Origin of the sequence: Halocatena pleomorpha, assembly GCF_003862495.1 — an archaeon.
Taxonomy (GTDB): Archaea; Halobacteriota; Halobacteria; order Halobacteriales; family Haloarculaceae; genus Halocatena; species Halocatena pleomorpha.
The window spans coordinates 14135-38732 of record NZ_RRCH01000010.1 but is presented as its reverse complement, the minus strand read 5'-3'; the positions used below and the strand labels follow the sequence as shown (position 1 = coordinate 38732).

The 24598-nt window shown below is 58.4% G+C and carries 24 protein-coding genes and 1 pseudogene; 7 read left to right on the top strand and 18 right to left on the bottom strand.

Annotated features, from left to right (window positions below; genetic code table 11):
* Genes EIK79_RS05320 through paaK form a run of 4 tightly spaced genes read right to left on the bottom strand, consistent with a single transcriptional unit; the run spans nucleotide 1 to nucleotide 2732 of the window.
* Nucleotides 1–675, bottom strand: coding sequence for an HAD family hydrolase (locus EIK79_RS05320; protein ID WP_124954088.1), 675 nt, complete (start codon nucleotides 673–675; stop codon nucleotides 1–3).
* A 46-nt stretch (nucleotides 676–721) separates the two neighbouring features.
* On the bottom strand, nucleotides 722–1123 hold the full coding sequence (lwrS, locus tag EIK79_RS05315) for an LWR-salt protein (protein WP_124954087.1): 402 nt from the start codon (nucleotides 1121–1123) through the stop codon (nucleotides 722–724).
* Nucleotides 1120–1401: a 4a-hydroxytetrahydrobiopterin dehydratase gene (locus EIK79_RS05310; protein ID WP_124954086.1), complete on the bottom strand. Its 282-nt coding sequence runs from the start codon at nucleotides 1399–1401 to the stop codon at nucleotides 1120–1122. The genes lwrS and EIK79_RS05310 overlap by 4 nt, the downstream gene beginning before the upstream one ends.
* Nucleotides 1402–1442: 41 nt before the next feature.
* The gene (paaK, locus tag EIK79_RS05305; RefSeq protein ID WP_185715518.1) at nucleotides 1443–2732 is read right to left on the bottom strand and encodes a phenylacetate--CoA ligase PaaK; all 1290 of its coding nucleotides are present in this window, start codon (nucleotides 2730–2732) and stop codon (nucleotides 1443–1445) included.
* Between the two features lie 222 nt (nucleotides 2733–2954).
* Here paaK and EIK79_RS05300 point away from each other — a divergent pair, with 222 nt between their 5' ends.
* Nucleotides 2955–4202, top strand: a complete 1248-nt coding sequence (locus EIK79_RS05300) for an NADH dehydrogenase subunit (protein ID WP_124954085.1) — start codon at nucleotides 2955–2957, stop codon at nucleotides 4200–4202.
* Between the two features lie 85 nt (nucleotides 4203–4287).
* Here EIK79_RS05300 and EIK79_RS05295 read toward each other — a convergent pair whose 3' ends face one another.
* Together EIK79_RS05295 and EIK79_RS05290 are read right to left on the bottom strand one after the other, a co-directional pair.
* A complete protein-coding gene (locus tag EIK79_RS05295) occupies nucleotides 4288–4467 on the bottom strand; it encodes a DUF7331 family protein (protein WP_124954084.1) in 180 nt (59 codons plus the stop codon).
* 149 nt (nucleotides 4468–4616) lie between these two features.
* Nucleotides 4617–4868: a hypothetical protein gene (locus EIK79_RS05290; protein ID WP_124954083.1), complete on the bottom strand. Its 252-nt coding sequence runs from the start codon at nucleotides 4866–4868 to the stop codon at nucleotides 4617–4619.
* 102 nt (nucleotides 4869–4970) lie between these two features.
* Here EIK79_RS05290 and EIK79_RS05285 point away from each other — a divergent pair, with 102 nt between their 5' ends.
* The 3 genes from EIK79_RS05285 (at nucleotide 4971) to EIK79_RS05275 (ending at nucleotide 9360) form a co-directional block, all read left to right on the top strand.
* Complete coding sequence (locus EIK79_RS05285) at nucleotides 4971–6107, top strand: pyridoxal-phosphate-dependent aminotransferase family protein (protein WP_124954082.1); 1137 nt, start codon at nucleotides 4971–4973, stop codon at nucleotides 6105–6107.
* A 121-nt stretch (nucleotides 6108–6228) separates the two neighbouring features.
* Nucleotides 6229–8856: a penicillin acylase family protein gene (locus EIK79_RS05280; protein ID WP_124954081.1), complete on the top strand. Its 2628-nt coding sequence runs from the start codon at nucleotides 6229–6231 to the stop codon at nucleotides 8854–8856.
* A 243-nt stretch (nucleotides 8857–9099) separates the two neighbouring features.
* Entirely contained in the window at nucleotides 9100–9360 is a 261-nt protein-coding gene (locus EIK79_RS05275; RefSeq protein ID WP_124954080.1) for an IclR family transcriptional regulator, read from the top strand.
* A gap of 32 nt (nucleotides 9361–9392) precedes the next feature.
* On the opposite strand, the gene EIK79_RS05270 is transcribed toward EIK79_RS05275, so the two are convergent.
* The 8 genes and pseudogenes from EIK79_RS05270 to EIK79_RS05235 all read right to left on the bottom strand — a co-directional run bounded on the left by EIK79_RS05270 (nucleotide 9393) and on the right by EIK79_RS05235 (nucleotide 16892).
* Nucleotides 9393–9668, bottom strand: a complete 276-nt coding sequence (locus EIK79_RS05270) for a hypothetical protein (RefSeq protein ID WP_124954079.1) — start codon at nucleotides 9666–9668, stop codon at nucleotides 9393–9395.
* Between the two features lie 76 nt (nucleotides 9669–9744).
* Nucleotides 9745–12956, bottom strand: a pseudogene (carB, locus tag EIK79_RS05265) (carbamoyl-phosphate synthase large subunit).
* Nucleotides 12957–13126: 170 nt separating this feature from the next.
* Nucleotides 13127–13348 carry a hypothetical protein gene (locus tag EIK79_RS05260; protein WP_185715517.1) on the bottom strand — a complete coding sequence of 74 codons (222 nt, stop codon included), beginning with the start codon at nucleotides 13346–13348 and terminating at the stop codon, nucleotides 13127–13129.
* A gap of 82 nt (nucleotides 13349–13430) precedes the next feature.
* Entirely contained in the window at nucleotides 13431–13961 is a 531-nt protein-coding gene (locus EIK79_RS05255; protein WP_124954077.1) for a DUF5815 family protein, read from the bottom strand.
* A gap of 39 nt (nucleotides 13962–14000) precedes the next feature.
* Nucleotides 14001–14189 (bottom strand): hypothetical protein, encoded by a 189-nt coding sequence (locus tag EIK79_RS05250; RefSeq protein WP_124954076.1) that lies wholly within the window; start codon nucleotides 14187–14189, stop codon nucleotides 14001–14003.
* 43 nt (nucleotides 14190–14232) lie between these two features.
* Nucleotides 14233–15093, bottom strand: a complete 861-nt coding sequence (locus EIK79_RS05245; RefSeq protein ID WP_124954075.1) for a hypothetical protein — start codon at nucleotides 15091–15093, stop codon at nucleotides 14233–14235.
* Between the two features lie 54 nt (nucleotides 15094–15147).
* Nucleotides 15148–15561: a DUF7124 domain-containing protein gene (locus tag EIK79_RS05240; protein WP_124954074.1), complete on the bottom strand. Its 414-nt coding sequence runs from the start codon at nucleotides 15559–15561 to the stop codon at nucleotides 15148–15150.
* A 68-nt stretch (nucleotides 15562–15629) separates the two neighbouring features.
* Complete coding sequence (locus tag EIK79_RS05235) at nucleotides 15630–16892, bottom strand: NAD(P)/FAD-dependent oxidoreductase (RefSeq protein ID WP_124954073.1); 1263 nt, start codon at nucleotides 16890–16892, stop codon at nucleotides 15630–15632.
* A gap of 221 nt (nucleotides 16893–17113) precedes the next feature.
* Between EIK79_RS05235 and EIK79_RS05230 the strand changes: the two genes are divergently transcribed.
* Nucleotides 17114–17728, top strand: a complete 615-nt coding sequence (locus tag EIK79_RS05230) for a DUF6149 family protein (RefSeq protein ID WP_124954072.1) — start codon at nucleotides 17114–17116, stop codon at nucleotides 17726–17728.
* A 165-nt stretch (nucleotides 17729–17893) separates the two neighbouring features.
* On the opposite strand, the gene EIK79_RS05225 is transcribed toward EIK79_RS05230, so the two are convergent.
* Nucleotides 17894–19240 carry an NAD(P)/FAD-dependent oxidoreductase gene (locus EIK79_RS05225; protein WP_124954071.1) on the bottom strand — a complete coding sequence of 449 codons (1347 nt, stop codon included), beginning with the start codon at nucleotides 19238–19240 and terminating at the stop codon, nucleotides 17894–17896.
* A gap of 330 nt (nucleotides 19241–19570) precedes the next feature.
* Between EIK79_RS05225 and EIK79_RS05220 the strand changes: the two genes are divergently transcribed.
* The gene (locus EIK79_RS05220) at nucleotides 19571–20452 is read left to right on the top strand and encodes a homoserine kinase (RefSeq protein WP_124954070.1); all 882 of its coding nucleotides are present in this window, start codon (nucleotides 19571–19573) and stop codon (nucleotides 20450–20452) included.
* On the opposite strand, the gene EIK79_RS05215 is transcribed toward EIK79_RS05220, so the two are convergent.
* Together EIK79_RS05215 and pdxS are read right to left on the bottom strand one after the other, a co-directional pair.
* Nucleotides 20453–21418, bottom strand: coding sequence for a hypothetical protein (locus tag EIK79_RS05215; protein ID WP_124954069.1), 966 nt, complete (start codon nucleotides 21416–21418; stop codon nucleotides 20453–20455). It lies immediately after the preceding gene.
* A gap of 114 nt (nucleotides 21419–21532) precedes the next feature.
* Complete coding sequence (gene pdxS, locus EIK79_RS05210; protein ID WP_124954068.1) at nucleotides 21533–22441, bottom strand: pyridoxal 5'-phosphate synthase lyase subunit PdxS; 909 nt, start codon at nucleotides 22439–22441, stop codon at nucleotides 21533–21535.
* Nucleotides 22442–22598: 157 nt separating this feature from the next.
* Between pdxS and EIK79_RS05205 the strand changes: the two genes are divergently transcribed.
* Entirely contained in the window at nucleotides 22599–23306 is a 708-nt protein-coding gene (locus EIK79_RS05205) for a DUF1405 domain-containing protein (protein ID WP_124954067.1), read from the top strand.
* A gap of 134 nt (nucleotides 23307–23440) precedes the next feature.
* On the opposite strand, the gene EIK79_RS05200 is transcribed toward EIK79_RS05205, so the two are convergent.
* Entirely contained in the window at nucleotides 23441–24388 is a 948-nt protein-coding gene (locus tag EIK79_RS05200; protein ID WP_124954066.1) for an HFX_2341 family transcriptional regulator, read from the bottom strand.
* Nucleotides 24389–24598 lie beyond the last annotated feature (210 nt).

Genomic DNA, 24598 nt, shown 5'->3' with positions numbered 1-24598 from the left:
TCAATCCGTTGCGGGGCTGCGATGGGAGGCACCGATCTCGTCGAGTTGTGCCACCCGCTGGTCACCGAGAACACAGATCCCGCGTCTGTCGTGGCCGTGCCGTTCGACGTGAATGCCGTCAAGTCCGACGTTCCACGCCGCGCCGATGTCCTGTGGACTGTCGCCGGCGAGCACCCCCGCATCGCTGGCGTCGTTGCTATGAACGCCCATCCGTGCGAGCGTCTCGTACACCGGTGTCGGATCCGGTTTCCAGCCAGTCTCATCAGTACAACAGAACACGGCGTCGAACCAGTCTCGGATGTGGAGCTGATCAAGCACCGGATCAGTAAGATACCGCTGGCAGTGTGTTACTACGCCGATCGGACAGTCAAGCGTCGAGAGGAGTCGCTCGGCGTCGTCGTACAGGAACGTGGCTGCCGCGCGCGCCTCGGCGTCCTCAACGTCGTGGAACACGGACCAGAAGTGGGCTGGATCGATCCCTTTCTCCGCAAGAAGGGTGTTGCGGTGGGTGCCGAATCCATACCAGAGCGCCGTCGTCTCCCACTCAGAAAACTCGTGGCCGAGTCGGTCCCCGACGGTCGTTATTACTTCGCTCGTGTAGCTCGATTCAACATCAACAAGGGTTCCGTCGAGATCGAATACCCAAAAATCGTACGACTCAAGCGTCGAATCCATCGGACAACTCTGTACGTTGCGAACACGCTTAGCTTTTCTGCTGACTTCAGCGTGGCTCCCGGACGTGAATCGAACTTCCGAGGTAGTTTTTTATCACTTCGTCGGCACTCGCGGCGTTCCCGAACGGCGACGGTTGGCGTTCGAGCGCGTTCTTGATGGCGGCTTTCAGCGCGTCGAGATACGCCTCACTGGTTCGCAACTCGACGAACGCGACGTGTTCAACAGCAACCGATCCCAGCGCGTTCTCAGCCAACTCACGGAGCGGGAGCTGGTCGTTGACCGCACCACGCCAGAGATGATCGCGGAAAAACAGCCAGTCCTCCGCTCCCGGCTGAGCGGCGGGCCACGACAGTAGCGTCTCGAACGTCTCGGGATCGATCCGAACGTCCGGGTCGGGTTGCAGCCGGAAGCGAACGCGAAAGACGTACTCTGCCGTTAGATCGGTCACGATTCACGAAGGTCCTCGAACTGCTCAGCGAGATCGATGTCTTTCTCGGTGACACCGCCCGCGTCGTGGGTCGTGAGACGTACCTCGACCTCACGCCACCCGATCGTTATCTCGGGGTGATGGAACGCTGACTGGGCGATCCCACCGATTCCCGCCGCGAATCCAACGCCGTCGAGGTAGCTGTCGAATTCGTAGGTTCGGACGATCTCCTCACCGTCGCGTTCCCAGCGTTCGGGCAGCGACGCCTCGATCTCCTCGTCGGATAACGTCTCCGTCATACCCGATCGAACGGCGGGATCGCACATAACAGTCGGGGTGCTCAGTCTCGATGATCGAACACCCGCTGCACCTTTCCGGTTTCTGTGCGCTCGATCGTGTCGGGTTCGACGACGGTGATCGCATCCGGTGTTAGATCAAGCGTTGTGTCCAGCCGATCGAGAATCCGTGCTTCGAGTGCTGTGGGATCATCTTCGTAGCTCTCGTGGTGCTCGGCCGTTATTGCTATCCGATCGAGCGCACCCTCTCGACTGAGATCGATTCGGTAGTGGGGGGCGACATCCCGGATATCGAGCATCGCCGCCTCGATCTGACTGGCGTACACGTTCACACCACGAACGATGAGTAGATCATCGGTTCGTCCCGCGACGTTGTCCATTCGGACGTGCGTGCGCCCACACGCGCACGGTTCGCGGGTGAGTGACGTGATGTCGCCCGTCCGGTAGCGTAAGAGTGGAAGAGCCTCTTTGGTGAGCGTCGTGATAACGAGTTCACCCCGCTCGCCATCCGGAAGCACTTCGCCAGTCTCGGGATCGATGATCTCGGGATAGAAATGATCCTCCCAGACGTGGAGTCCGTCCTGTGCCGCCGCGCACTCGATCGAAACACCGGGTCCGATGATCTCCGACAGCCCGTACACATCAATGGCGGTAACACCCAGTGCCGCCTCGATCTCCTCGCGCATCGGATCAGTAAACGGTTCAGCACCGATCAACACTGTCGAGAGGGGAAGCTCGTGTGGATCGATCGATCGCCGTTCCATCTCCTCGGAGAGATACAGACAGTACGACGGCGTGCAGGCAAGCACATCACAGTCGAGATCCACTAACAGTTCGATCTGTCTCGCCGTGTTTCCTCCGCCGACAGGGATCACTGTCGCCCCGAGTTCCTCACAACCGTCGTGAAACCCCAACCCGCCAGTGAACAACCCATACCCATACGCGTTCTGAACGACAGCGTCCGCCGTGACGCCTGCTGTGACCAACGACCGGGCCATCACCGACCGCCAAACGCCGAGATCCTCGTCGGTGTACGACACGATCTTCGGTCTGCCAGTCGTTCCCGACGACGCGTGAATCCGCTGGACAGCGTCCCACTCGACCGCGAACAATCCATCGGGATACTCCGTTCGAAAGTCGTTTTTGGTGGTGAACGGCAGTCGAGAACAGTCTTCGATCCCGTCGATGTCACCCAGCGACAAGCCGGCGTCGTCCAACGCTTCCCGGTAAAACGGCACGTTCTCGCGGGCGTACGCCACGACATCACGCAGTCGCTCGGACTGTAACGCACGCAACTGCTCTCGGTCAGCCGTTTCGATCATACTATACGACATTAATGTTAATTTGTAATGCCATGTCAAATGCGTTTGGGTCAGTTTGACATGAGGTGGCGAACGGATGAATGTCACCACAGATGAACTGGACGTTTCGGAGAAAACAGCCCTACCCTGCGAGGTGACTGCCGATTCAACATGTACACGAATGGCTCATTTATTGTGTTGAATGGTAAATTTCAAAAGTTCTATAGAGGTGTGGGGGCAATATAACAATAAATCATGGGTGTCTCGCTATCACGGCTCGATCAAACAGCTGTACCGGAGCTGACGACGACCATACGCAACGCCGGTATCAGTGGAGCCGGCGGGGCTGGATTCCCTTCATACGCCAAGTGGGAGCGCGCGGAAGGTGTTGATTCGTTACTCATAAACCATCAGGAGAGCGAACCGAACTTCTTCGTCGACAAATGGCTCGGGCGAACGCATACGGCGGCGTTGGCGGCGCTGTTCGACGCGCTGCTCGATCGGCTGTTCGACGTGATCGTTGTGGCCGCAAAGGAAGTCGACCGCGACGAGCACACGAGGGAGTTGGAAGCAGCGACCGACGCGACCGTGTATCAGCCCGACGAACTGCCAATCGACGACACTGAGACCGGCGTCGTCTTCGCCTACACGGACGACCGATACGAATACGGAATGGAAAGCGTGCTGCTCCGAATCGTTGACGACACGGTGATCGGTAACGATCTGCCGATGGATCACGGATGGATCGTTCAAAACACCGAATCCATCTACAACCTGTATCGAACCCTCGCGGACGGCACGCCGGTGACGCATAAGTACGTCCACGTTGATGGCATGGTACCCCGGCATCGGTTTTTACGGGCACCGATCGGGACGCCTGCAACCGAGCTGCTTCGGGCGGCCGGCCGTCCAATCACGGAACTGCCAGCCGACGCGGTGCTGGCTGATGGCGGACCGGGGTGGTGTTTCTCGATCGATGAACCACCCGATCGGTTCGGCATCCGCAAGCGTACGAACTGTCTTCTCGTGATCGACGCGGAGACCGCAACAAAGCATACGCTCGGGGGGAACCGAATCAACATCCTCGCGGAGTACGATCGCAGCGAACACGAGATGGAAACCGAACCGACGGCGACGATCACCCCGGAGTACGTGCGAATTCCGATGATCACTAACGCCGCGTTCGAGGGTGTCGTCGAACCGAGTGAGCCGATCGTTGAACCGGGTGACCGCGTCGAGACGGGACAGATGATCGCCACGCCCAGTTCCACGGGTATCAGCATCCCACACCACGCTTCCATCGATGGGACGGTGACCGCCGTTTCGGAACGCTGTATCGAGATCGAGACGGATGATCGTGTTCGGGCGACTCGTGCGGCGGACGATATCGGGACCGGGATCAGCTACTGGACGTGGTGTGTGACGTGTGGGTCACACGTTATTCCCCCACTGGACGAACCGATGCTCGATCCAACCCGATACGTCTGTTCGGAGTGTCGATAACGGCCTGCTGTCACAGTCATGCTGACGCAAAACGGTCGTGGTCTCTGAGCGTTGCTTCCCGGTAGCGGAATCTCGTTGCACCGACTCACCGAGACAACGTCGTTGGACTATCCGATCTGATCCACGCGTTGGCGTTCGATCGATCACAGATGACGTATCTATCCCCATCCTCGTAGGACGCATACTCATCGAGATCGGGTACGGGAAGGGAACTATCTGCGTCTACTCGAAATGAATCATCGATGGTGTCCGGTCGTTCTCCCATCAAATTTTGCTATTTCTCAGCACGATATATACTCTGTGTTTAAATAATAATATCGTATTATGATGCCACGGTGTGTGGTATCATCTGAATATACGGAAAAGCTAGTCGAAAAACGGCGACCGGTAGTCCGACGCCAGTGGTCCCCATTGTTATCGACGACCAGAGCCGGTGACGCGCGCCTCAACCAGTAGCTCAATCATCGTAGCCACGGCCAACAACACCATTCCCTCAATGAAGGAGAGCACACCAGCGTCAATACTGAAGCCGACTGCGGTCACTGTAATCAGTAGAACAAACAGTTCAGCTGCATACAATTTCTGGAGATCGCGACGATGCGCAACGTGCTCGCCTAGCTCCCGGAGTTCACTGATCGCCATACGTAAAGATTTCTTTTTACTCATATAATAATGTAATTCAGTATGTGGTATATATCTTTTGTACTTTTCAATCTGTAGATGGTTGTACCGGTGTGCTTTTCCCGCCGTTGGCAGTAGCTACGGCGTATGACCGACGCACCAGTTGTTGACGAACTGACACCGCCGGTGCGAACGCTCATGGGTCCCGGTCCGAGCGATGTTCACCCCCGAGTGTTGCGCGCGATGGGAACGCCGCTGGTCGGCCACCTTGATCCCGCTTTTCTCGACGTGATGAACGAGGTCCAGGAGTTGCTCCGATACGTGTTTCGGACGGACAACCAGTGGACGCTCCCGATCAGCGGGACGGGATCGGCAGCGATGGAAACGGCGTTCGCCAACTTGGTCGAGCCAGGGGATACGGTGCTCGTGCCGTCAAACGGGTATTTCGGCCACCGAATGGCGAGCATGGCGGAACGGGCTGGTGGTGCGGTTGTCTCAGTCGACGCACCGTGGGGCGAGCCACTCGATCCGGCTGACGTGCGTGATGCGTTCGAAACCCACCAGCCAGAGGTGTTCGGATTCGTTCACGCCGAAACAAGCACCGGTGTCCGCCAGCCCGCGGTGTCCGAACTGACTGCGATCGCTCACGCTCACGACGCGTTCGTGATCGCGGACACTGTCACCTCGCTCGGGGGTGTCGAGCTGCGCGTCGACGCGTGGGACATCGACATCGCGTATTCGGCCGCTCAGAAATGTCTTTCCTGTCCACCAGGAGCGAGTCCGATCACGCTGTCGGATCGGGCGATGGATCGGATCCTCACCCGCGAGACGCCCGTCCGGTCGTGGTATCTCGATCTGTCGTTACTAGAAGGATACTGGGGCACAGAACGTTCGTATCATCACACCGCGCCGATCACGAACGTGTACGCGCTTCGGGAGGCCCTCCGACTGGTCGCAGAGGAGGGGATCGAGCGGCGCTGGGAACGCCACCGGGAGGTGGCACGAACACTCGTTTCGGGGCTGGCGGATCTCGGTCTTGACCGGTACGCTGCCGAGGAGTACTGGCTCCCCAGTTTGAACACCGTGCGTGTTCCAGACGATGTGGACGAGTCGGTGCTCATCGACCATCTATTAAGCGAGTACGGCATCGAAATCGCTGCGGGACTCGGAGATCTCGCCGGAGAGGTGTTCCGCATCGGCTGTATGGGCCGGTCTGCCCGGCTCGCGAACGTCCAGTATCTTCTCACAGCCCTCGAAGAATCGCTCGAACAGCGCCGTTCGTAGCCTACCAACGCGCGCTCGAACGACGAACGCGCGGCTTGAATTTTCAGTCCGATACGGCCAGATAAATACCCCGATACTCCTGGTAGATGTTTTATCACTATACATCAATTGATTACAATATATGGACAGGCGCACGTTTCTCCGATCGACCGGCGTGTTGTTGGGTGGGACCAGTCTCTCAGTGGAGACGGTTCGCGGGACAGATGGAAAACGCGCGACGATTTTCACGGACGCATACGGCGTCAGCCACGTGTACGCTGAGGATCTGTACGCGTTGGCGTTCGGGAACGGCTACGTGCAGGCGCGTGATAGACTGTTCGAGATGGACGTACTCCGACACGTCGGGTACGGCGACAGCGCGGGTGTACTCGGTCCCTCACAGCTACAATCCGACATCGAGGTTCGGCGGGATCTGTACAGCAAAGCGGAGATCAAAGCCCAGTATGAGCGCGCGTCGGAGCGGACACAGTTGCTTTTGGACGCGTTTGCTGATGGCGTGAACCGGAAAATGATCGAGATGGCAACTCACGGACAACTTCCAGGAACGTTCACCGCGCTTGCTCACGCTCCTGAGCCGTGGTCGGCAATGGATTCGATCGCGGCGTTGAGTTATCTCATCGGGAGATTCGGTATCGGCGGCGGTGACGAACTCGCAAATGCGCGCGAGCTTGCCCGGCTCAAACAGTCACTCGACGACGAGCAGGCGGCTTACGAAGCGTTCGGGGATCGGAACTGGCTCCGGATTCGGGAGACACACACCACGTCGATCGAGGAAGCGGAACTGACGGTCGACGGTGGTGAGGACGTGCCCAACTACGAGGACGTGCCTGACGAGCAACTCCGGTTTGTTAACGCCGCGTTGGGCGCTGAACCGTGGGGCATCGAGACCGATTTTTCACTCGTTGATCTGCTGGACAGGCGCGGCAAGGGCGTCATGGAGGGCTTCAAATGGGGGAGTAACGCGCTCATCGTGAGCGGGGAGCACGCTGAAACGGGACAGCCGATGTTAGGGGGTGGGCCCCAGATGGGATATTTCAAACCGCCGGTGATCCATCAGATCGGTCTCCACGGCGCGGACTACGACGTGACGGGAATCGGCACGGTCGGCGCACCAGGCGTCATCGTCGGGCGGACGCCGGAGTTCGCGTGGACGGTGACGAGTGGGCGCGATGATCAGGTCGACACCATTGCCGTCGATCTTCATCCCGAGGACGATCACCGATACGAGTGGAACGGGGAGTACCACGAGATGGCGACCGAGACCGTCGTTCACCGGGCGTCGATTCTCGGCTCGATTGTGGAGGGCGACCCCGACGTTCGTGTCGTCGAACAAGAGGTTGCCCGGATCGAGGAAAACGGCAGCGAGATGCCAGTTATCGCGTGGAACCCGGCGGAGCGAGTCGCGTGGTGTCAGCGCACGACGACTCGTCACCAAGAACTTGACGCCGCGCTCATGTGGGCCAACATCGGAACTGAGAACGATATAGCAGGATTCAAAGAGCGGCTGTCTGCGTTCCCGTTCACGTTCAACTTCCACTACGTTGACGAGGAGAACATCGCCTTTATCCACACGGGGAAGGTTCCGGAACGTAATCCGGCGCTTGACCATCGGCTACCAACACCCGGTGCTGCCCACGAGTGGCAGGAGTTGCGCGTTGGACTCGGACTTGAGACCCACGTCACGAACCCATCGAGTGGCTACGTCGTGAATTGGAACAACGGACCGTGTGCAGGGTGGCGAGCAGGCGACCGACCACAGCAGTGGGGGAGTGCACACCGCGTCGACCTGCTCGATCGTCTCACTCGGAAAGCGATCGAAAACGGTCCGATTTCGCTCGCGGACGTGAAACGGATCATCGAGCGCGCCGGCACGCGCGACGCGGCTGCGTCCTACACGGTGCCCGCGCTCGTTCAAGCCGGCCGAACGAGCGATGACGACCAGCTCCGATCGATGGCCGATGAACTCGATCAGTGGCGCGAACGCGGATATCCGTGGCGCGACGACGACGGCGACGGTCGCTATGATTCGGGCGGGATGGCGATCTGGGAGGAAACTCGCCGGGAGCTACAGCGCCTCGCATTCGAAGACGAACTGGGTGATCTCAGCCCCGTGCTAACGTTCGATCCACCAGTCACGAGACACGCCGCTGATCACGGACGAGCACGACAGGAGACGACACTAGTCGACGCGCTTGCCGGACGCACTGATCACCAGTGGTTGGCCCCGGACGGCGGAGCCGGGGACTCTCACCGGTCTAGCCTCCGGTCTGCGCTCACAGAAGCCGCCAAAACACTCGAAGACCGCTATGACAGCGCCGATCCGAGTGAGTGGTTGCTGTCAGTTCGTCGATCGACGTTCCGCTCGCTCGGCGCGAGTCTTCAAACGTCGATCGAGATGGTCAACCGAGCGACGTACAACCAAGCCGTCGCAATGGGAACGGGACTCGACGGCTCGCGCCACGTTCTCGCACCGGCCAACAGCGGCCACATGTCGTTCGGTGAGCTGTTGGCAACCCAACTCGCTGATGACGAACCGGACCGGCTGACCGATCAACTCGAAGAGTACGTGGCGTTCGAGTACGTTCCGAACGCATACACCCGCGAACAGGTCGAATCGATCGCCACCGACCGCCATGATCTGACGGTCTCATCCCCCTCACTCGATGAGCCACTCGAACCGACCGGTCAACTCTCTGTCTCCCAACAAACGCGGTTCATGCGCCGTCTGCTGGATCAGGACGAAGAGTGAACCGCGGTCGGTCGGTTGTCCGGTCTTGGTTGGGGGACACGGTTAACCGGCGCTCAAAACTAAACGATTTTCCACTATAGATCCGGTTGAACATTATTTGCGTTGTATTGGAGAGTATTTAACGATGGTAATGGATAATCGTGGGAATTCCATTTCTAGGGTCGCAATATTTATCACGAATGGTGTCTAATGATATGGTAGTCAGTAACAAACGACTATCAGCTACGCAGTACGGTGACACATGTGAGTGCGAACTCGAAACGATCAGATTGGGACAGTGTGGAATCGCTCGATTGGATGTTATCGGTCGACGATCGGTTGCTCACCTACTTCGGCAAACACGGTCCGGGACTGTGTCCTGAGGCGGCAGGAATGCTCGGACTTCACGTCTCGTTTGCCGAAAAGCGGTGCGAGACGTTATGTGACCACGGGTTTCTGCGCAAATGCAACACCCGGTATCATCTAACAGACATCGGACAGCAGTATCTCGACACCGACGAGTAGGAGATCGGTGTTTGACGGATGGAGCTTCGGGATCACTCCTCGGATTCGTTCGCGCGTTCGATACCGCGTTTGACGCCATCAGCGATGATTTTATAGAAAAGCCCCGACACTCCCGAGAGGATCACACACACTCCGAGGACGACAGTGACTACGCCGATCAAGAGGACACTCACTGATCCCTGGATTCCGAGCGAGAACCACAGTGATCCGAGTGCGATCATGCTCCCGCCGCCGAAAACGGTAAATAGAAGCGAACGAATCAGTCGGAATCCGTAGGCGTTAGCTTCCGAACGAGTCACAGCGGCCATGCATCCTCATGAAAGCAGCAAGTAATATTTCTTCTGTTATACTGACGCTGGGAACAGCAGCACTCCCCGAGAGCGCTTACTCGTTTTTGGGCTGTCCCCAGTATTCTTCTTTAGTGGGGCGTTCTTCGACAGCCATCACGTCGAGATCGTCCTCCTTGGCGTGGATGGCTTCTAAGGCGGCCTCTGCGCTGGGGACGGTCGAGAAGTACGTCACTGACTCCTCAACGGCGACTTCAAGGGGGTCGCGGTCGCGCGAGACGATCAGGTCGATCTCTCCCTCTCGGATCGCCTCCTCGAACGCTTCGGTCTCCTCGAACGACACGATATCGAAGTACTCCTCGAAGCCATCAACGGGGAGGTCTACGACGGCCGTTCCGTCTGCCGGGACCGGTTTGTCCGTGGCGTCTTGGGCCTTGTCGTAGGCCTTTCCGAACGACTGTGCAGTACCCATGATCTCGCCGGTAGATTTCATCTCCGGACCGAGCCGGGGGTCGCTACCGGGGAGGCGGTCGAACGGAAGCACGACTTCCTTAACGCTCGTCTGCGCTGGCACGTGTTCGGTCACATCAAGCTCGGGTAGCGACCGGTCGGCCATCACTTTCGCGGCGAGCTTTGCGATTGGTACGCCGGTCGCTTTCGAGACGAAGGGGACCGTCCGCGAGGCGCGGGGGTTGGCCTCAAGGACGTACACCTCGCCGTCTTGGACGGCAAGCTGGACGTTCAACAGCCCGACGGTCGACAGTTCGCGGGCGATGTCCTCAACGACCTCGCGCACGCGACGGTTGATCTCCCTCCCGAGCGAGCGGGGCGGGATCATACACGCCGAATCACCGGAGTGAACGCCTGCGTTTTCGACGTGTTCCATGATGCCCCCGATAAGCACGTTCTCACCGTCGGACACCGCGTCGACATCCAGTTCCACAGCGTCCTCAAGGAAGCGATCGATGAGGATCGGCTTCTCCGGACTGACGCGAACGGCCTCCTCAATGTACGTTTGCAGTTCTTCGTCGCTGTAGACGACCCGCATCGCCCGACCGCCGAGCACGTATGAGGGCCGCACGAGCACCGGATAGCCGATGTCATGGGCAAGTTCGAGCGCTTCCTCTTCGCTGCGCGCCGCACCACCTTCCGGCTGGGCGATGCCGCACGACTCCAACAGCGCGTTGAAGCGATCCCGGTCTTCAGCGAGATCCATCGCGTCGACGGAGGTGCCCAGTATCGTGCAGTCCACCCCCCGACGGTCGAGTTCGGCTTCTAACGACGAGCCGATGTTAACCGATGTCTGGCCACCGAACTGCACCATCACGCCATCGGCACCAGTTTCCTCAATGACATCAGCGACCTCCTCAGCCGTGATCGGCTCGAAGAACAGTCCGTCGGACGTGTCGTAGTCCGTGCTCACCGTTTCGGGGTTGTTGTTCACCACGTGGGCCTCGATACCGAGTTCCTCCAGCGCGTGGACCGCGTGTACCGAACAGTAGTCGAATTCGACGCCTTGTCCGATGCGGATCGGACGCCGCCAACAACCACAACGCTATCGACATCCCGATCGACCTGCACTTCGGTGTGATCGTTCTCGACATCGCCGGACTGTATCCAACTACCAGCGCTTTGTGCCTCGCTGTTACTCACTGGATCGCGCGCGGAGTAGTAGTACGGCGTGGAGGCAGCGAACTCACCGGCGCAGGTGTCGACTTGCTTGAACTGCCGGTCGACAGCCGCCTGTTCAACCGCGTCGATCTGCTCCTGTGGTGCCGCCGTGCCGGATCCGTATTCGGACGCATCAGCCGTGGCTGTGTCCTCCGCCGCGGCGATCGTTGCGACCTGTCGGTTCGTGAAGCCGGTTTCAGCAGCCGGTTCGAATTCGCCGTTCTGTGCCGCACTGGCGGCTTCTGCGATCCGTCCGAACCGTTCGACGTACCAGCGTTCGATCCCTGTCAGTGCCACAACCTCCTCGACGCTGTACCCACGATCGAACGCCTCGAATATGGCGTACGGACGATCAGGGGTTGGCGTTTCGAGATACGCTGATTCGAGCGCGTCATCATCGATCGCCGCCCAGTCGACGCTGGGCTCGTACTCACTCGATCGGAGCGCCTTGAGTAGGCTTTCTTCGAAAGTCCGTCCGATCGACATCGCTTCCCCTGTCGATTTCATCGCGGTCCCGAGCGTGAAATCGACATCCTCGAACTTGTCTTTGGGCCACCGGGGAACTTTCGTCACTACGTAATCGATCGCTGGTTCGAACGCCGCGGTCGTCTCGCCTGTGATCTCGTTTTCGATTTCGTGCAAACGCTTGCCGAGCGCGACTTTTGCGGTGACACGGGCGATCGGGTAGCCGGTTGCCTTCGAGGCCAGTGCTGAGGACCGCGAGACGCGCGGATTGACTTCCACCACACGATACTCCCCGCCCGGCGTGCCGTCGTCGCGCCACGCGAACTGAATGTTGCAGCCGCCCTGAATCCCGAGGTCGCGGATCACGTCGAGCGCTGCTGTCCGCATCACTTGGTGGCCGTCGTCGGGAATCACTTGACTCGGCGTGACAACGGTGGATTCACCGGTGTGGATCCCCATCGGGTCGATGTTCTCCATGTTACAGATGATGATGCACGAATCCGACTCGTCGCGCATCACCTCATACTCCAACTCAACCCAACCGGCGATCGACTCGGTGATCTGTACCTCGTGATTGCGCGACAGCTGGAATCCCTTTCGGACGCGCTCTTTCAGTTCGTCCATCTCCGCGACGACGCCGCTCCCGCTGCCACCGAGCGTGTACGCCGTCCGCATGATCACTGGGAGTCCACCCACGGCCTCGACGGCGTCTTCGACTTCATCCATCTCAGTGACCGTCTCCGACCGACACACCGGCTGTCCGATCGATTTCATCCGCTCGCGGAACAGATCCCGGTCCTCGGTCGCGTAAATAGTGTCAAGCGGCGTCCCCATGATCTCCACGTCGTGTTCTTCGAGAACGCCCTGCTCCGCGAGTTCGGCCGTCACGTTCAGCCCCGTCTGACCACCAAGCCCCGCGATGACCCCATCGGGGTTCTCCTTGCGGATCACTTCCGCAATGGCGTCGGTCGTGATCGGCTCGATGTACACCTTATCGGCCATCTCCGGATCAGTCATGATCGTCGCAGGATTGGAATTGACGAGCACGACCCGCGCACCCTCCTCTTCGAGCGCGCGACACGCCTGTGCGCCTGAGTAATCGAATTCGGCTGCTTGCCCGATCTGAATCGGACCGCTTCCGATCAACAGAATCGTCCGCTTCTCGTCACTCATTACCTGATAGCGTTCGCACATCGTAATAAGCCCGGCGAAATTCTACGAAAGACGGAAACCGATTACGAATTTCGGAAACAGCGCGTCGGCGTCCCTGACTAACGGCACGAGCCGGCGGCAGCAACGGGGAAACGGCAGTAGGAACAGGACGAATTCAAAACGCGATGTGCTCAGTCGGGATAAATTCGGTATCGGTATGGATGTTCATGGATGACCTCGACTTCCGAACCGGCGCATCGGCCGAGAATCGTGGCGATCTGGTGGGTGCTGTCGAACGCCTCACCGTGTTCTTCGAGGAGATCGAGGATTTCCCGCGCAGTCAGCGGTTCGTCAGGCTCAACCGACGCGATCACATCTTGAATCCGTTCGAACTCACCCCGGTGGACGGACATACGGATACACACTGTTGCGAGTACCATAAAGACAGTACCCCCTCGTTTGACGTGTCGTATCGCCGTAGACGCTCGTTGAACGTCAGGCGGGAGTGTCGTATTCGTCCTCGAACTCCCGTTGGGTCCGGTACGCATCGACGAAAGCGGCAACGTCGAATTCGAGCATCTGCGATTCGAACTCCGCAGTCGCGTCGTCATCGTCGGTGTGACTGATGGCGTGTTCCATGAGTTCCACGACGAGCTCAACAACCACCTCGTGGAGGCGTCGGGCGTGGTCATCAGTCAGCCATACTTGTGTAAAGCCGACAGTGCCGTCGTCACTGGCCTCCGCACTGACTACCCGATCGGGGTATTCTTCCATGACCATTCCCATGATGTGCATCGTTCCAAAGGGAGCGCCGTCGGTCGTTTCGACGACATCATTCAGAATTGTTACAAGATCCTCAGGGACAAACCGACTCAACGGGTGAACATCCATAACGACCGCGTGGGACTGCCCACACGCACACGCGATCTCTCGAAGTCCCATGTCGAGATCGTGGTAGTCGATCGATTCACCACACGGTAACGAGAGTTCGGACGCTGTTCCCCCTGGGACGCGGGGCTCTGCCATACGAACGGTACTGTTGGCGAACGGTTAAGGACCGCGCTCTCAGTCCTCGGATTCGTCGTCTCCGTTCTCTCGTTCGATCTCGACTTCGACTTCAATCTCCAGACCTTCGACTTCGAGATCCGCTTCTGCAGTGCGGGTATCGCCAACCTCGATTTCGAGCTCGTTCTCGTTGACTTCCACTTCGACCTCTACCTCGACGTTCACGCCATCGTCTGACTGGTGTGCCATACCGGTTCTATACGAAATGTGAGGCGAAAACGGTTGGCATACGTCACAGCGGTGGATCGTCCCACTCGTCGTTGGGATCCAACGAGTCCGCAGTCGTCTCGGAACCATCATCCTCTCGTTCCAAACGGAGCTGGCGGTACGCTTGTGCGACGACAGCGCTGAAAAATACCAATGCCACAGCACCAAGGAGAGAGGAAGCGACAATCGTGAAAAGTTGTCTGACCGATCCGAGAGCGAGAACGAGGAACCTCTGAGCAGCTTCGATGAGAATCAACACCACACCGAGTCCGAACAGTTCGATTTCGTTGGTGCGAGCCAGCGACCAACTTCCGGTCATCGCCTCGATCGGACCGACGTCTCTGGTTGCGATCTCTTGGCGAGTAAAGAACAGGAGGAGGCTAAGAACTAGCGTTCCGACGCCACCGATCAACGCCCAGAACAGGCCGAGCACCGGGGTGAGTACCCCAAGAAAAACGACCGAAGAGATGTAGAAAAACAACAGAAAATTGAAAAAGGCTACGAACGCCAGACTCGATAGCGTTGCCCAACCGATCCACCGGGTCGGTTCGTGGAGTCGTTCCGTCTCCTCGCTGATGAACGTCCGATCGGAGATCACCTGAACAGCCTCGCTAGCGATCCACAGCAGCACAAGCAGAACGAGGATGATCTCGAACGGCACCGGAACTGATACCGAAGGCAGCAACCAATCAGACACCGGAAGCGGCTCCTCGGACATCTCTTTAGACAGCTCGGCCAGACGCCTGTACGCTACAGCTGTCGCTGTGTTTGTGACGATCGTCGACGCCAGCGAGACGAAGAAAAACATCACGAACAGGAGTCCAGCGTTGCGGTTCGTAGCACGATCGAATCCGTTGCGCAGCGACTTACCAATCTGTAGTGACATCTTTTTCGACTATTCGAGCAGGGGGGTTGTTACAATACCGATAAGGGAGAGGGATCAGGGCCAATCGTCGCGTTCGGGTTCGTTCCGAGTCGATTGGGTTTCAGAGGACCCGAGCGTCCAGTCGGCGGCCGTAGCCGCGTCTTCGATGTCGAGATACTCCCAGTCCGTTTCCTGCGCCAGGGCTTCGTCCTCGTCGCTCGTGCCGACGAACACGTGGCGATCCGTGTCGAACTGCTCTTTGACGTTTTCGAGACTTTCCCGTTCGCCCCGAGGACCGGAGAAAAAGTCCTGTCGGATGCGTTTTTTTCGTGTGAAGTTCGTTACCACGTACGTCGGTTTCTCGGAGACGACGCCGATGTACGATGTCCACTGACGGGCGTCCGTAAACACCACATCCGGCTCCGCCAGCCGTTTCAGCGCTTCGAGTTCGAACGCCAGCGTCATGTCGTTGCTCCCACCGCTTTGCATACTGCTGGCTACGCAGTCCGGATCAAAACACCTTCGGAACTTCTACTACGATCGAGCGAACTGTTCGATTACTGTTCGGCTTCTGGCGGATTGAATTGCTCGATGTCGATCGTCTGTTCAAGGAGGGCGTCCGTCCGATCGCTCACGTCGATTCCCTGGCGGGCGAGCCGTTTGAGGGTGGTTTGTGGCGCGAGATCCCCGATGAGCACGCCACCGATGACTTGCCCGTCTTTGAGTACGACGCGTCGCCACTCTGTCTCCGAATATTTGCGTTCCACGAAGTCGTCCCCGATGGTGGGGTGACCAAATGAGAGGAACGGGAAGTCGAAGTGAGTGATCGAGTACGACGACACCCAGTGGAACGTGGCTTCCTCAACGTCTTCACCGGTGTCCCGGACCATGTTCGTGGCAGCGATCGATCCCTGCTCTTTTGCGCTTCCCCACGCGCCGTTTTGGGCTTGTTCACCGAGGATGGTGTCGTAAAAGTACGTCACATCGCCCGCCGCGTACACGTTCTCGACGTTCGTCTGCATCTGTTCGTCGGTCACGATCGCGCCGTTGTCAGTGAGTTCGATGCCGCTGCCCCGGAGAAATTCCGTGTTGAAGTCGAGTCCGATCGCAACACCGACGAAATCGGCATCGTACTGCTCACCGTTGGGATCGACGACGCCCGTCACGTGTCCGTCCGCATCGACTTCGAAGCGCTCGACACCGCTCTCGAACACCGGCGTGACGTCCTGTTCGCGCATCGCGTTGTGCATGATTTCGGCACCCTCCTCACTCAACGCGTAACGCCACCACGTGTTCCCACGCATCATGTAGTTGGCAGAAACATCCTGTGCCCCACAGATTGCTGCGAGGTCGATGCCGAGCAGCCCTGCACCCACGATCACACCCGTGTCGGCGTCGGCAGCGTGTTCTTGGATCGCCCGCGCGTCCTCGAACGTCCAGAAGTGGTGGATGCCGTCGGCGTCGCTGTTCTCAACGGGGAGTTGTGCGGGTGTTCCTCCTGTCGCCACCAACAAGGTATCGTACTCAATCGTCTCCTCCTTGTGGGTGTGAATCACCTGCTCGTCGGTGTCGACCCGGGTTACCATCGTGTTCAACCGGAGTTCGATGTCTCGCTCTCGGTACCAGTCAGGCTGGTGGATTGAGATGGGTCCTTCTGGGATCTTTCCCTTTGAAAACTCCTTGATAAGAATCCGATTGTAAAGCGCCTCACCCTCGTCGGTGAGTACGGTGATGTCGGCAGCGGGGTCGGCCTCGCGGATCGTTTCCGCGGCTGAACTTCCCGCGATGCCGTCGCCAATAATTACGTGCGACGTGCCCATGCGAAGCCGATACGGAGGCGCGCTTAATGTGAATTGCTATCTCGCTTATCCACCATGTATTATCATCCCGATCGAGCGATCACACGGTATGCGGTCCATTCCTCGCTTTCGGACGGTATAAATCTATATTCCGCATGGATAAGTTTATTTTTGATTTTCGTGTCGCATCGTGGACGCAGTCTCGGTCACATTGATGTGTGCGTATCCCGTAGCCTCGGATAATGAAAATCAGGCAAAACGCCCGTCATTGGGCCACGAAACAGGCGTTGACGCTTCCGGGGCTTCGCTCGCTCACCCACGCTGGATTGGTTCGTCTCCACACCAACATCTTCCTCAAGAAGGCCGACGAGGACCACCGTACCGAGCGGCGCGACCATTTGAACGGGCTGTTTGATGGGTCGATCGACGCGTACACGGCAGCACTCAAAGCAGGCTATTCAGAGGCAGAGGCGCGGGAAATCACCCACATTCAAGGCAACTTCGATTTCTATAACCACGGCTGGGTGGAGATGATGGAGATTCCGGTCACCGAGATCAACGATCATTACCATCGGTACGAGGAGTTCTTCGAAGCCCACGACATCACCGTTGAAGAGCCACTCGGAGAGTTCCGTCCCGACGATCTCCCGGCGGCACCGAAAACACCCGAGCGGCTCGCAGAGCTCGACGGCAACCTCGATCAACCCAACGCTGTCGGTGGATACGCCGACGACGTGTACGTCGAGACCGAGGACGGCGAGGTCACTGCCGGTGGCTCTGATGAACCCGATGATGTCGAACTCGGCAATGCGGTCGGGATGTCAGACGGTTCGTCCTCGGACGCGTCAAAGGAGTGACGACCGTTCGACGTTCCTGAAACTGCACACCCGAGACGACAAACGGGTGCAATCAGTCGCTGTTACACTGACCGACTTCCGGCGTTCGCTTGATGGACATCGAGACGAGAGCGGTGGCCGCTTTCTTCCGGCGGTCCGTGCGTGACTGTCCACAGCCCAGTTCGATCAGGCTTCAAGCGGATCGACGCGCTCGCTCTCGGTATCGTCTGCTTCGATGATGCGGTCAGCACACGCGTAGCCAGCCAAAATCCCACCGTTCAGGCTCCGTTCAGGATACTGTGCTTGGCTCGCCATCCCTGCGTAGTAGATCCCATCACCGACTTCTGCACCGAGATCGTACGGCACCACCATATCGAGGTAGCCGCGCTCGTAGATCGGGGCTGTTCTGGGGTTGCGCGCGATCCGGACGTTGGTGACGGCATCCCGATCGAACTGCGGAAACAGTTCCTCGATCCCTGATAGCCAGTGTTCTGTGACCTGCTCGTCGCTCATCTGCCAGAGGTCTTCCGATTGGTCCTGAATGTAGCTGGCAACGTACAGCAGATGCTCGCCACCGTACCGGTCGGTGGGAATGAAGTTTGTGTGCTCGATGAGCGCGCCGAAAGGAGCGTCATCAGCAACGTTGAGCCAGTAGGTATCCATCAGTGATTCGTCCATTTCGAGGACAGCACACACTGATCCCTGAAAATCGATCTCGCACGGATAGCCGGTGAGCGATTCCAACACGTTCGGCATCGTGGCGATGATCACGTCCTCGACATCGTGGGTCGTCGTTTCCCCCTCCGTCTCGACGGTCAGCGACTGTACCTCCTTCTTAACCGCAAGGTCGGTCACCCGCGCGTCGGTGGTGATGTTTTCCTTCCCGACCGCCGCAACGAGCGCGTCGAGCAGCACGCCGAATCCGCCCTCAATGTAGCCGAGCACCTCCCCACGGAGGAGATCACGCTCGCCACGGAACTTGATTCGGCCGAGCAGCCACGCCGCGCTCACGTCGTCTTTTCGGCTGCCGAATTTCGCGTCGAGCAACGGATCGAAAAACGTCTCATACACGTTCTGAGTGGTGTGCTCGACAGCGAACTCTTTGACAGGCACGTGCTCGAAATCCTCCAACCGCTCGTAGGTGTCGAACGATGGTACACCGCCGCGTACGTCGACATCGAGCGTCAACATCCCCAGCCTGAACTTATCATAAACGCTCCAGTGCGGAAACGAGAGGATCTCCCACGGCGTGTCCATCGGGTAGACGCTCCCATCGACGTAGTAGGCGTTCTTGCCGACGTGCCACTCAACGCGGTCCCCGACGCCCAACTCCGTAGCGAGGTCGACAATCGTCTGCTCGGACTTCGAAAGGTGGTGATAAAACGCCTCAATGCGGTCCCCTGATGTCTCGTACGTCGCTGCTAACCCACCCACGTCGCTGCTCGCCTCGAACACTTGCACGTCGTGTCCCGCGCGCTGTAGTCGGTACGCCGCCGCTAATCCGGCGATGCCGCCACCGACGATGCCAATCATACGGAATGTTCCGTGTCCACCCCGTAAGTCGATTCCCATCCATAGCCATCTTGTTCCTCACCGATCCGGAACGTGGTCTTTCTGCTCGTGATGCCGAAGATTGTGCGCCGTTTCAAACACCTCCCCACAAGCGTAACACTCGTACATCCCTGTCTGCATATGTCATCACTATCTCTATAGTGAGATTGCACTCTATTAAAACATATTCCTCGATTTATACGATATACTGTCGATTGTCGTCTTGGTATGTATTGCATACAGTCGAGAGACATCGCGCACCGACAGACACATTCGGGTACATTTATCCGCCCGCTCGGTTAACGCGATGACATGGTTACCGTCCGGGCCCCTGCGACGAGTGCGAACCTTGGGAGCGGTTTCGACGTGTTCGGTGTTGCCCTCAACCGCCCGGCGGATGTCGTGCACGTCAATAAAGCCGACGAGACGACGATCGACGTGCGAGGCGTCGGTAGTCAGTACATCCCGGAGGACCCCGAGAAGAACACGGTCGGCGCTGTCGCCCGCGCGCTCGACGCACCAGCTCACATCGAGATCGACAAAGGTGTTCGTCCGGCGTCGGGGCTTGGCTCATCGGCGGCGAGTGCGGCCGCAGCAGCGGTTGCGCTTAACGATCTGTACGATCGAAAGCGCTCCAAAAAAGAGTTGGTGCCGATCGCCGCAAAAGGTGAGGCGGTCGTCTCAGGCACTGCTCACACCGACAACGTTGCCCCCGCTATCCTCGGTGGATTCACTATCGCAACGGACCACGAGATCACTCAGATTGAGACCGACATCTCGTTAGTCGTCTGCCTGCCCGAAGTCGTCGTTTCTACACGAGAAGCCCGAGAAGTACTCCCCGAGCGAACGACGATTGATAAAGTCGTCGACACCGTTGGAAAGGCCGCGACGCTCACGGCCGGGATGGCACGTGGTGATCCGGAACTCGTGGGCCAGGGAATGCACGACACCATCATCACGCCCGTCCGTTCTGATCTCATTCCCGGCTACGAGTCCGTTCGTGAGACCGCACTGGAGAACGGTGCGACCGGCGTCACGATCAGCGGTGCCGGACCAGCGATCATCGCAATCTGTCAAGAGGAGCAACAACGGACGGTCGCAAACGTCATGATCGATTCGTTCGCTGATCACGGCGTCGAATCGCGTGCGTACCAAACCGAGATCGGAGCGGGCGCACAGTTGTGTTCTCACTGATCACGTCACTGTGATCGGCTCGTTCTCGTCGGCGTCGAGAAACTGACTGGGACCAACGACGGTCGGCGCTTCGGTTTCGAGTGCCCGCTCAGCGTGGGTGAGGAATCGGTCGAGCGAGGCGTCCTCCAGAGGAACGTTCCACTGTGCCGTTTCCCCGGCCTGAACCGTCCGGCGTGTCGCAAGTTGTAACAGTTGCTCGACCGGATCGTGAGACAGCACCAACGCAAGCGCAACGTCCGGCGTTTCGGTGAGCGACACCGACCCGATCAGTGCTCCGTGGTCGTTGTCACCGACCGCGTTTAAGATCGCAAGCAGTCGTTCGTTTCTGTACTTACTCACATCTAGCGATAGGTTGAACCGTCCCCAACCGTACGCACGCTTGCGGTACTCGCGGGCACGTGCTATCTGCGTTGTGAGTTGCTCGCGTGATAGTACCAGTCGGACGACACCGATGATCGTCTCCCCGGCGTCGACACTGAGGTGGATCTCAGGAACGTGGGGGGTGTATTCACCATCGATCAGGGGGTGGACCGCAATCTGGTGTTCGATCGCCTGCGTCGTTGCGGAGGTGGATTCGAGGCGGTTTGCGGTCTCGGCGTCGATCTCATGAAGGTCGACGCTGTGGAACGAACCGTGTTTGAGGTGGGTTTCGAGCCGGGACTGTGCCTGTGAGCGTGTCTCAGCAACGACACACCCGACGTATTCGATAACGTATTCATACCGTCCGTCGTGCTCTTGTACTGCGGCCTCCCGTTGAAACAGATCCACGAGGAATCCCGCGGCGCGTGGGGTCCAATCGTCCCAATGGGGCGTGTATCGCGTCACTTGAGACCGCGCGCGCATCGCCCACGGATTCAATCTCGCTGGGACACCGTACAACTGACGGTATGACTCCTGACGCGCAACGACCTGAACACGAAACCAGTATCGTTCGTCTCGGTCCGAACCGATAACGCTTGTTTGCACGTGCGCTGATTACAGAGACGGATACGTTAACTTTCGTTGGTATGTTATATCATGACACAACCTGTATGAATATATTATCGATAGCTTTGTGCAGGATCGCATTCGGGCGGTCGGCTAGTTTCCGCGAGATTGCAGTTTTTCCTCGTCACTCATTTGGACGTTCGACTGCCCTTTCATCCCTCGGCCGACACCGGTTGCGATCTCTGCGAGTCGTTCTGGATCGTCCCAGTTGTTAACAGCCGCAACGATCGAGCGGCCCATCGCCTCGGGGTCTTCCGCGCCGAAAATGCCTGAACCGACGAAAATGCCATCGCAGCCATGGTACATCATGAGTGCTGCGTCGGCCGGCGTCGCTATTCCACCGGCAGCGAAATTCACAACGGGGAGACGGCCCCGCTTTGCGGTTTCGTGAACGAGATCGGCGGGCGCTTCGTGTTCTCTGGCCCACTTTGCTCGTTCCTCAGGGGTTTTCCCTTCGATCTCCCGGATCGAACTTTTGATGGCGCGTTGGTGGGTAACTGCCTGATTGACGTCGCCAGTGCCTGCTTCCCCCTTGGTTCGGATCATCGCAGCACCCTCATCGATCCGACGGAGTGCTTCGGGAAGGTTGCGCGCGCCACAGACGAACGGGGCGGTGAACGACTCCTTTTCGATGTGGTAGTCGTTATCGGCTGGGGTGAGAACCTCGCTTTCGTCGACCATGTCTGCCCCGCTCGCTTCGAGGATCTGGGCCTCTTTGGTGTGGCCGATCCGGCATTTCCCCATCACCGGAATCGAAACTTCGTCGATGATCTCATCAAGCGCACCGGGATCGGCCATCCGTGCGACACCACCGCGCTTTCTGATGTCGGCAGGAACGGCTTCGAGCGACATGACTGCGACCGCACCGGTGTCTTCCGCGATCCGAGCCTGTTCACGGGTGACGACATCCATGATGACACCGCCTTTCTGCATTTTCGCAAATCCGCGTTTGACCAGATCAGTGCCGCGCTTTAGCTCCGAGATATCTGTTGTGCCGTTCATATATTGAGCACGGTCCCGGACCTACTTAACCGGTCTGTCTATGCCTGTCACTGGTCCCCACGCCACAGGAGTGCTGAGTGGGCAGCGCGTGGGGGAGTATTGATAGCGATCCCACGACGGAAGACACAGGTGTGGGCACGAAAAGGTGTCTACTAATATGGCAATCATCGACGCGGTAGCGGGCTGGTACGACCGCTTGCGGTCTTCTGCGGGACTTCCCCCACGAGAGGACCTTCCGTGGTACGTCACGCCGGTTCCCAAGCCGATCGAAGACCTCGGGTTGCGGCTCGCGTGGCTCGTGGTCGGGATCAATCTGCTCGGAACGGCGTTTGGCTTCTGGTACTACTGGCCACAGTTTGCCATGACACCAGTCGTGATGTGGCCGTTCGTTCCTGACAGCCCCGCTGGGACGTTGTTCATCGCCTGTAGCATCGCGCTCTGGAAACTCGGCCGGGAGAGCGAGATCATGAATGCACTCGCGTTTTTCGGCTGCATCAAGCTCGGACTGTGGACGCCGTACGTGTTGTTAGCGTTCTTCCCGGCGTGGGGATATCTCTCTCCTGCGATGTACAATTTCCTCTTTTGGAGCCACCTGCTGATGGTGGTTGAGGCGTTCGTCCTCCACCGGTACGCCGACTTCCCCGTCCGCGCGGTCGCGGTCGCGGTGGCGTGGTACACGGCGGATCTCCTCGTGGATTACTTCTATCCGATCGTTGGTGATCCACACCACACGATACTGCCTGTTCCAGACGCGACACCGTGGCTTGGCGTCACCGCGCTGCAGGTGGCAGCCGCCGGAGCGGTGGTGTTGACAATAGGTCCGACGTTTCTCGCACTATCGGTACGTGTGAAAAAACTCGCGTGATGGTCGAGATCGCTAAGACCGCTGCACCGAACGGCGTTGCGATTCATGAGTTTGTAGCGTTCAACAGCGAACGTCAGTCGGAGCGCAACGACCGACTTACAGAGAGCTGACGGAATGACCCAGTTGATAAAGATTCACATCGCAGAATCACTCGGGTCGTTTTCGTCAGCGTGTGACCTGACCCACAGCGCACCGATCCGGGAGAGTCGCGTGCGGTAGGATTTGCCCTGTTCTTCCTGTTCGATGTAGCCTTTCCCGCCGGGACCGAGTCGGTCGACGTTGTAGATCACTTTCGACCGGAAGCTGTTGGTGTACTCCTCGTTCAGATCGCGTGCAAGCGTTTGGGCCAACTCGGAAACGCTTTCGAACTCGCCGTGTTCTCCGAGCGTAAAGAGGATGAGTTCTTCGAACGGTTTGACGTTCGAAAACGACGCCACGGGGAGTTCGAGGATATGACCGTCACCGACACGTTTCGCGCCGATCGTCGTCCCTCGTTTATCGAACTCATCAAGCATCGTGCGGGCGTCGGACATCCACTCATCAATGCGCTCGTCAGCCACCTCCGATGTCTTGATCTCCGACAGCAGATCGATCCCATTGCGGAGTTCTTCAGCGAGCTCGGTTTCGAGATACTTCTCGGGCACGGTGTAGTAGGTATGGATGCGCTCGCGGTCGCTCTGACGCTCAACCATGATGGAGTGAGCGGCTGTCGCAAACGCAAAACTGACTGTTCGAGGCATTGAGGAGACGTTGACCCACACCTCTCGCTGGTCAGCCGACGGTTCCGAACCGGCGTCTGTCGACTCGCCATCGAGTTCCTCGTTGATGAGATCGTACGCCTGTTCGAAAGCGGTGTCGTAATCGTACACGTCCTCGATGACAAAGCGCTCCGTCTGTGCTCCGAGGAGGTTTCTGAAATCCGTTTCGAGCTTCTCAGCGAGACGTTGGGAATACTCTACGTTGGCCTCGCTTCCGACAGCGCCTTCGAGGAGGATGACCCGACTCACGTCGAGTTGATCCCGGACGAGCGGCGCGATAAGCCGATCGTAGTCAAACCCGACCGGAACGATGTGCGTCTGCATGTCTCGTCTTTCTTTCGATCGCGGGTTAAACGTTCAGTTGTGGCCCGATTGTCGGGCGTGCGATGCCCTTCTGGCCGGATCTACCGGTACGTTTCGAGGACGGCGAGGCTGTTCTCGAAGCGACAGTGACACTGAGAACGAAACTCGCGTCGATGGTTATCCGCGCTGTTCCCAAACATTACTGGACGCTTCGCGGTCGTTCTGGTCGGT

Bases quoted from the DNA above. Each gene is read 5' to 3' on its own strand.
- EIK79_RS05320 (WP_124954088.1), bottom strand. From the start codon at position 675: ATGGATTCGACGCTTGAGTCGTACGATTTTTGGGTATTCGATCTCGAC.
- EIK79_RS05310 (WP_124954086.1), bottom strand. From the start codon at position 1,401: ATGACGGAGACGTTATCCGACGAGGAGATCGAGGCGTCGCTGCCCGAA.
- paaK (WP_185715518.1), bottom strand. From the start codon at position 2,732: ATGTCGTATAGTATGATCGAAACGGCTGACCGAGAGCAGTTGCGTGCG.
- EIK79_RS05300 (WP_124954085.1), top strand. From the start codon at position 2,955: ATGGGTGTCTCGCTATCACGGCTCGATCAAACAGCTGTACCGGAGCTG.
- EIK79_RS05295 (WP_124954084.1), bottom strand. From the start codon at position 4,467: ATGGGAGAACGACCGGACACCATCGATGATTCATTTCGAGTAGACGCA.
- EIK79_RS05290 (WP_124954083.1), bottom strand. From the start codon at position 4,868: ATGAGTAAAAAGAAATCTTTACGTATGGCGATCAGTGAACTCCGGGAG.
- EIK79_RS05285 (WP_124954082.1), top strand. From the start codon at position 4,971: ATGACCGACGCACCAGTTGTTGACGAACTGACACCGCCGGTGCGAACG.
- EIK79_RS05280 (WP_124954081.1), top strand. From the start codon at position 6,229: ATGGACAGGCGCACGTTTCTCCGATCGACCGGCGTGTTGTTGGGTGGG.
- EIK79_RS05270 (WP_124954079.1), bottom strand. From the start codon at position 9,668: ATGGCCGCTGTGACTCGTTCGGAAGCTAACGCCTACGGATTCCGACTG.
- EIK79_RS05260 (WP_185715517.1), bottom strand. From the start codon at position 13,348: ATGTCCGTCCACCGGGGTGAGTTCGAACGGATTCAAGATGTGATCGCG.
- EIK79_RS05255 (WP_124954077.1), bottom strand. From the start codon at position 13,961: ATGGCAGAGCCCCGCGTCCCAGGGGGAACAGCGTCCGAACTCTCGTTA.
- EIK79_RS05250 (WP_124954076.1), bottom strand. From the start codon at position 14,189: ATGGCACACCAGTCAGACGATGGCGTGAACGTCGAGGTAGAGGTCGAA.
- EIK79_RS05245 (WP_124954075.1), bottom strand. From the start codon at position 15,093: ATGTCACTACAGATTGGTAAGTCGCTGCGCAACGGATTCGATCGTGCT.
- EIK79_RS05240 (WP_124954074.1), bottom strand. From the start codon at position 15,561: ATGCAAAGCGGTGGGAGCAACGACATGACGCTGGCGTTCGAACTCGAA.
- EIK79_RS05235 (WP_124954073.1), bottom strand. From the start codon at position 16,892: ATGGGCACGTCGCACGTAATTATTGGCGACGGCATCGCGGGAAGTTCA.
- EIK79_RS05230 (WP_124954072.1), top strand. From the start codon at position 17,114: ATGAAAATCAGGCAAAACGCCCGTCATTGGGCCACGAAACAGGCGTTG.
- EIK79_RS05225 (WP_124954071.1), bottom strand. From the start codon at position 19,240: ATGATTGGCATCGTCGGTGGCGGCATCGCCGGATTAGCGGCGGCGTAC.
- EIK79_RS05220 (WP_124954070.1), top strand. From the start codon at position 19,571: ATGGTTACCGTCCGGGCCCCTGCGACGAGTGCGAACCTTGGGAGCGGT.
- pdxS (WP_124954068.1), bottom strand. From the start codon at position 22,441: ATGAACGGCACAACAGATATCTCGGAGCTAAAGCGCGGCACTGATCTG.
- EIK79_RS05205 (WP_124954067.1), top strand. From the start codon at position 22,599: ATGGCAATCATCGACGCGGTAGCGGGCTGGTACGACCGCTTGCGGTCT.
- EIK79_RS05200 (WP_124954066.1), bottom strand. From the start codon at position 24,388: ATGCAGACGCACATCGTTCCGGTCGGGTTTGACTACGATCGGCTTATC.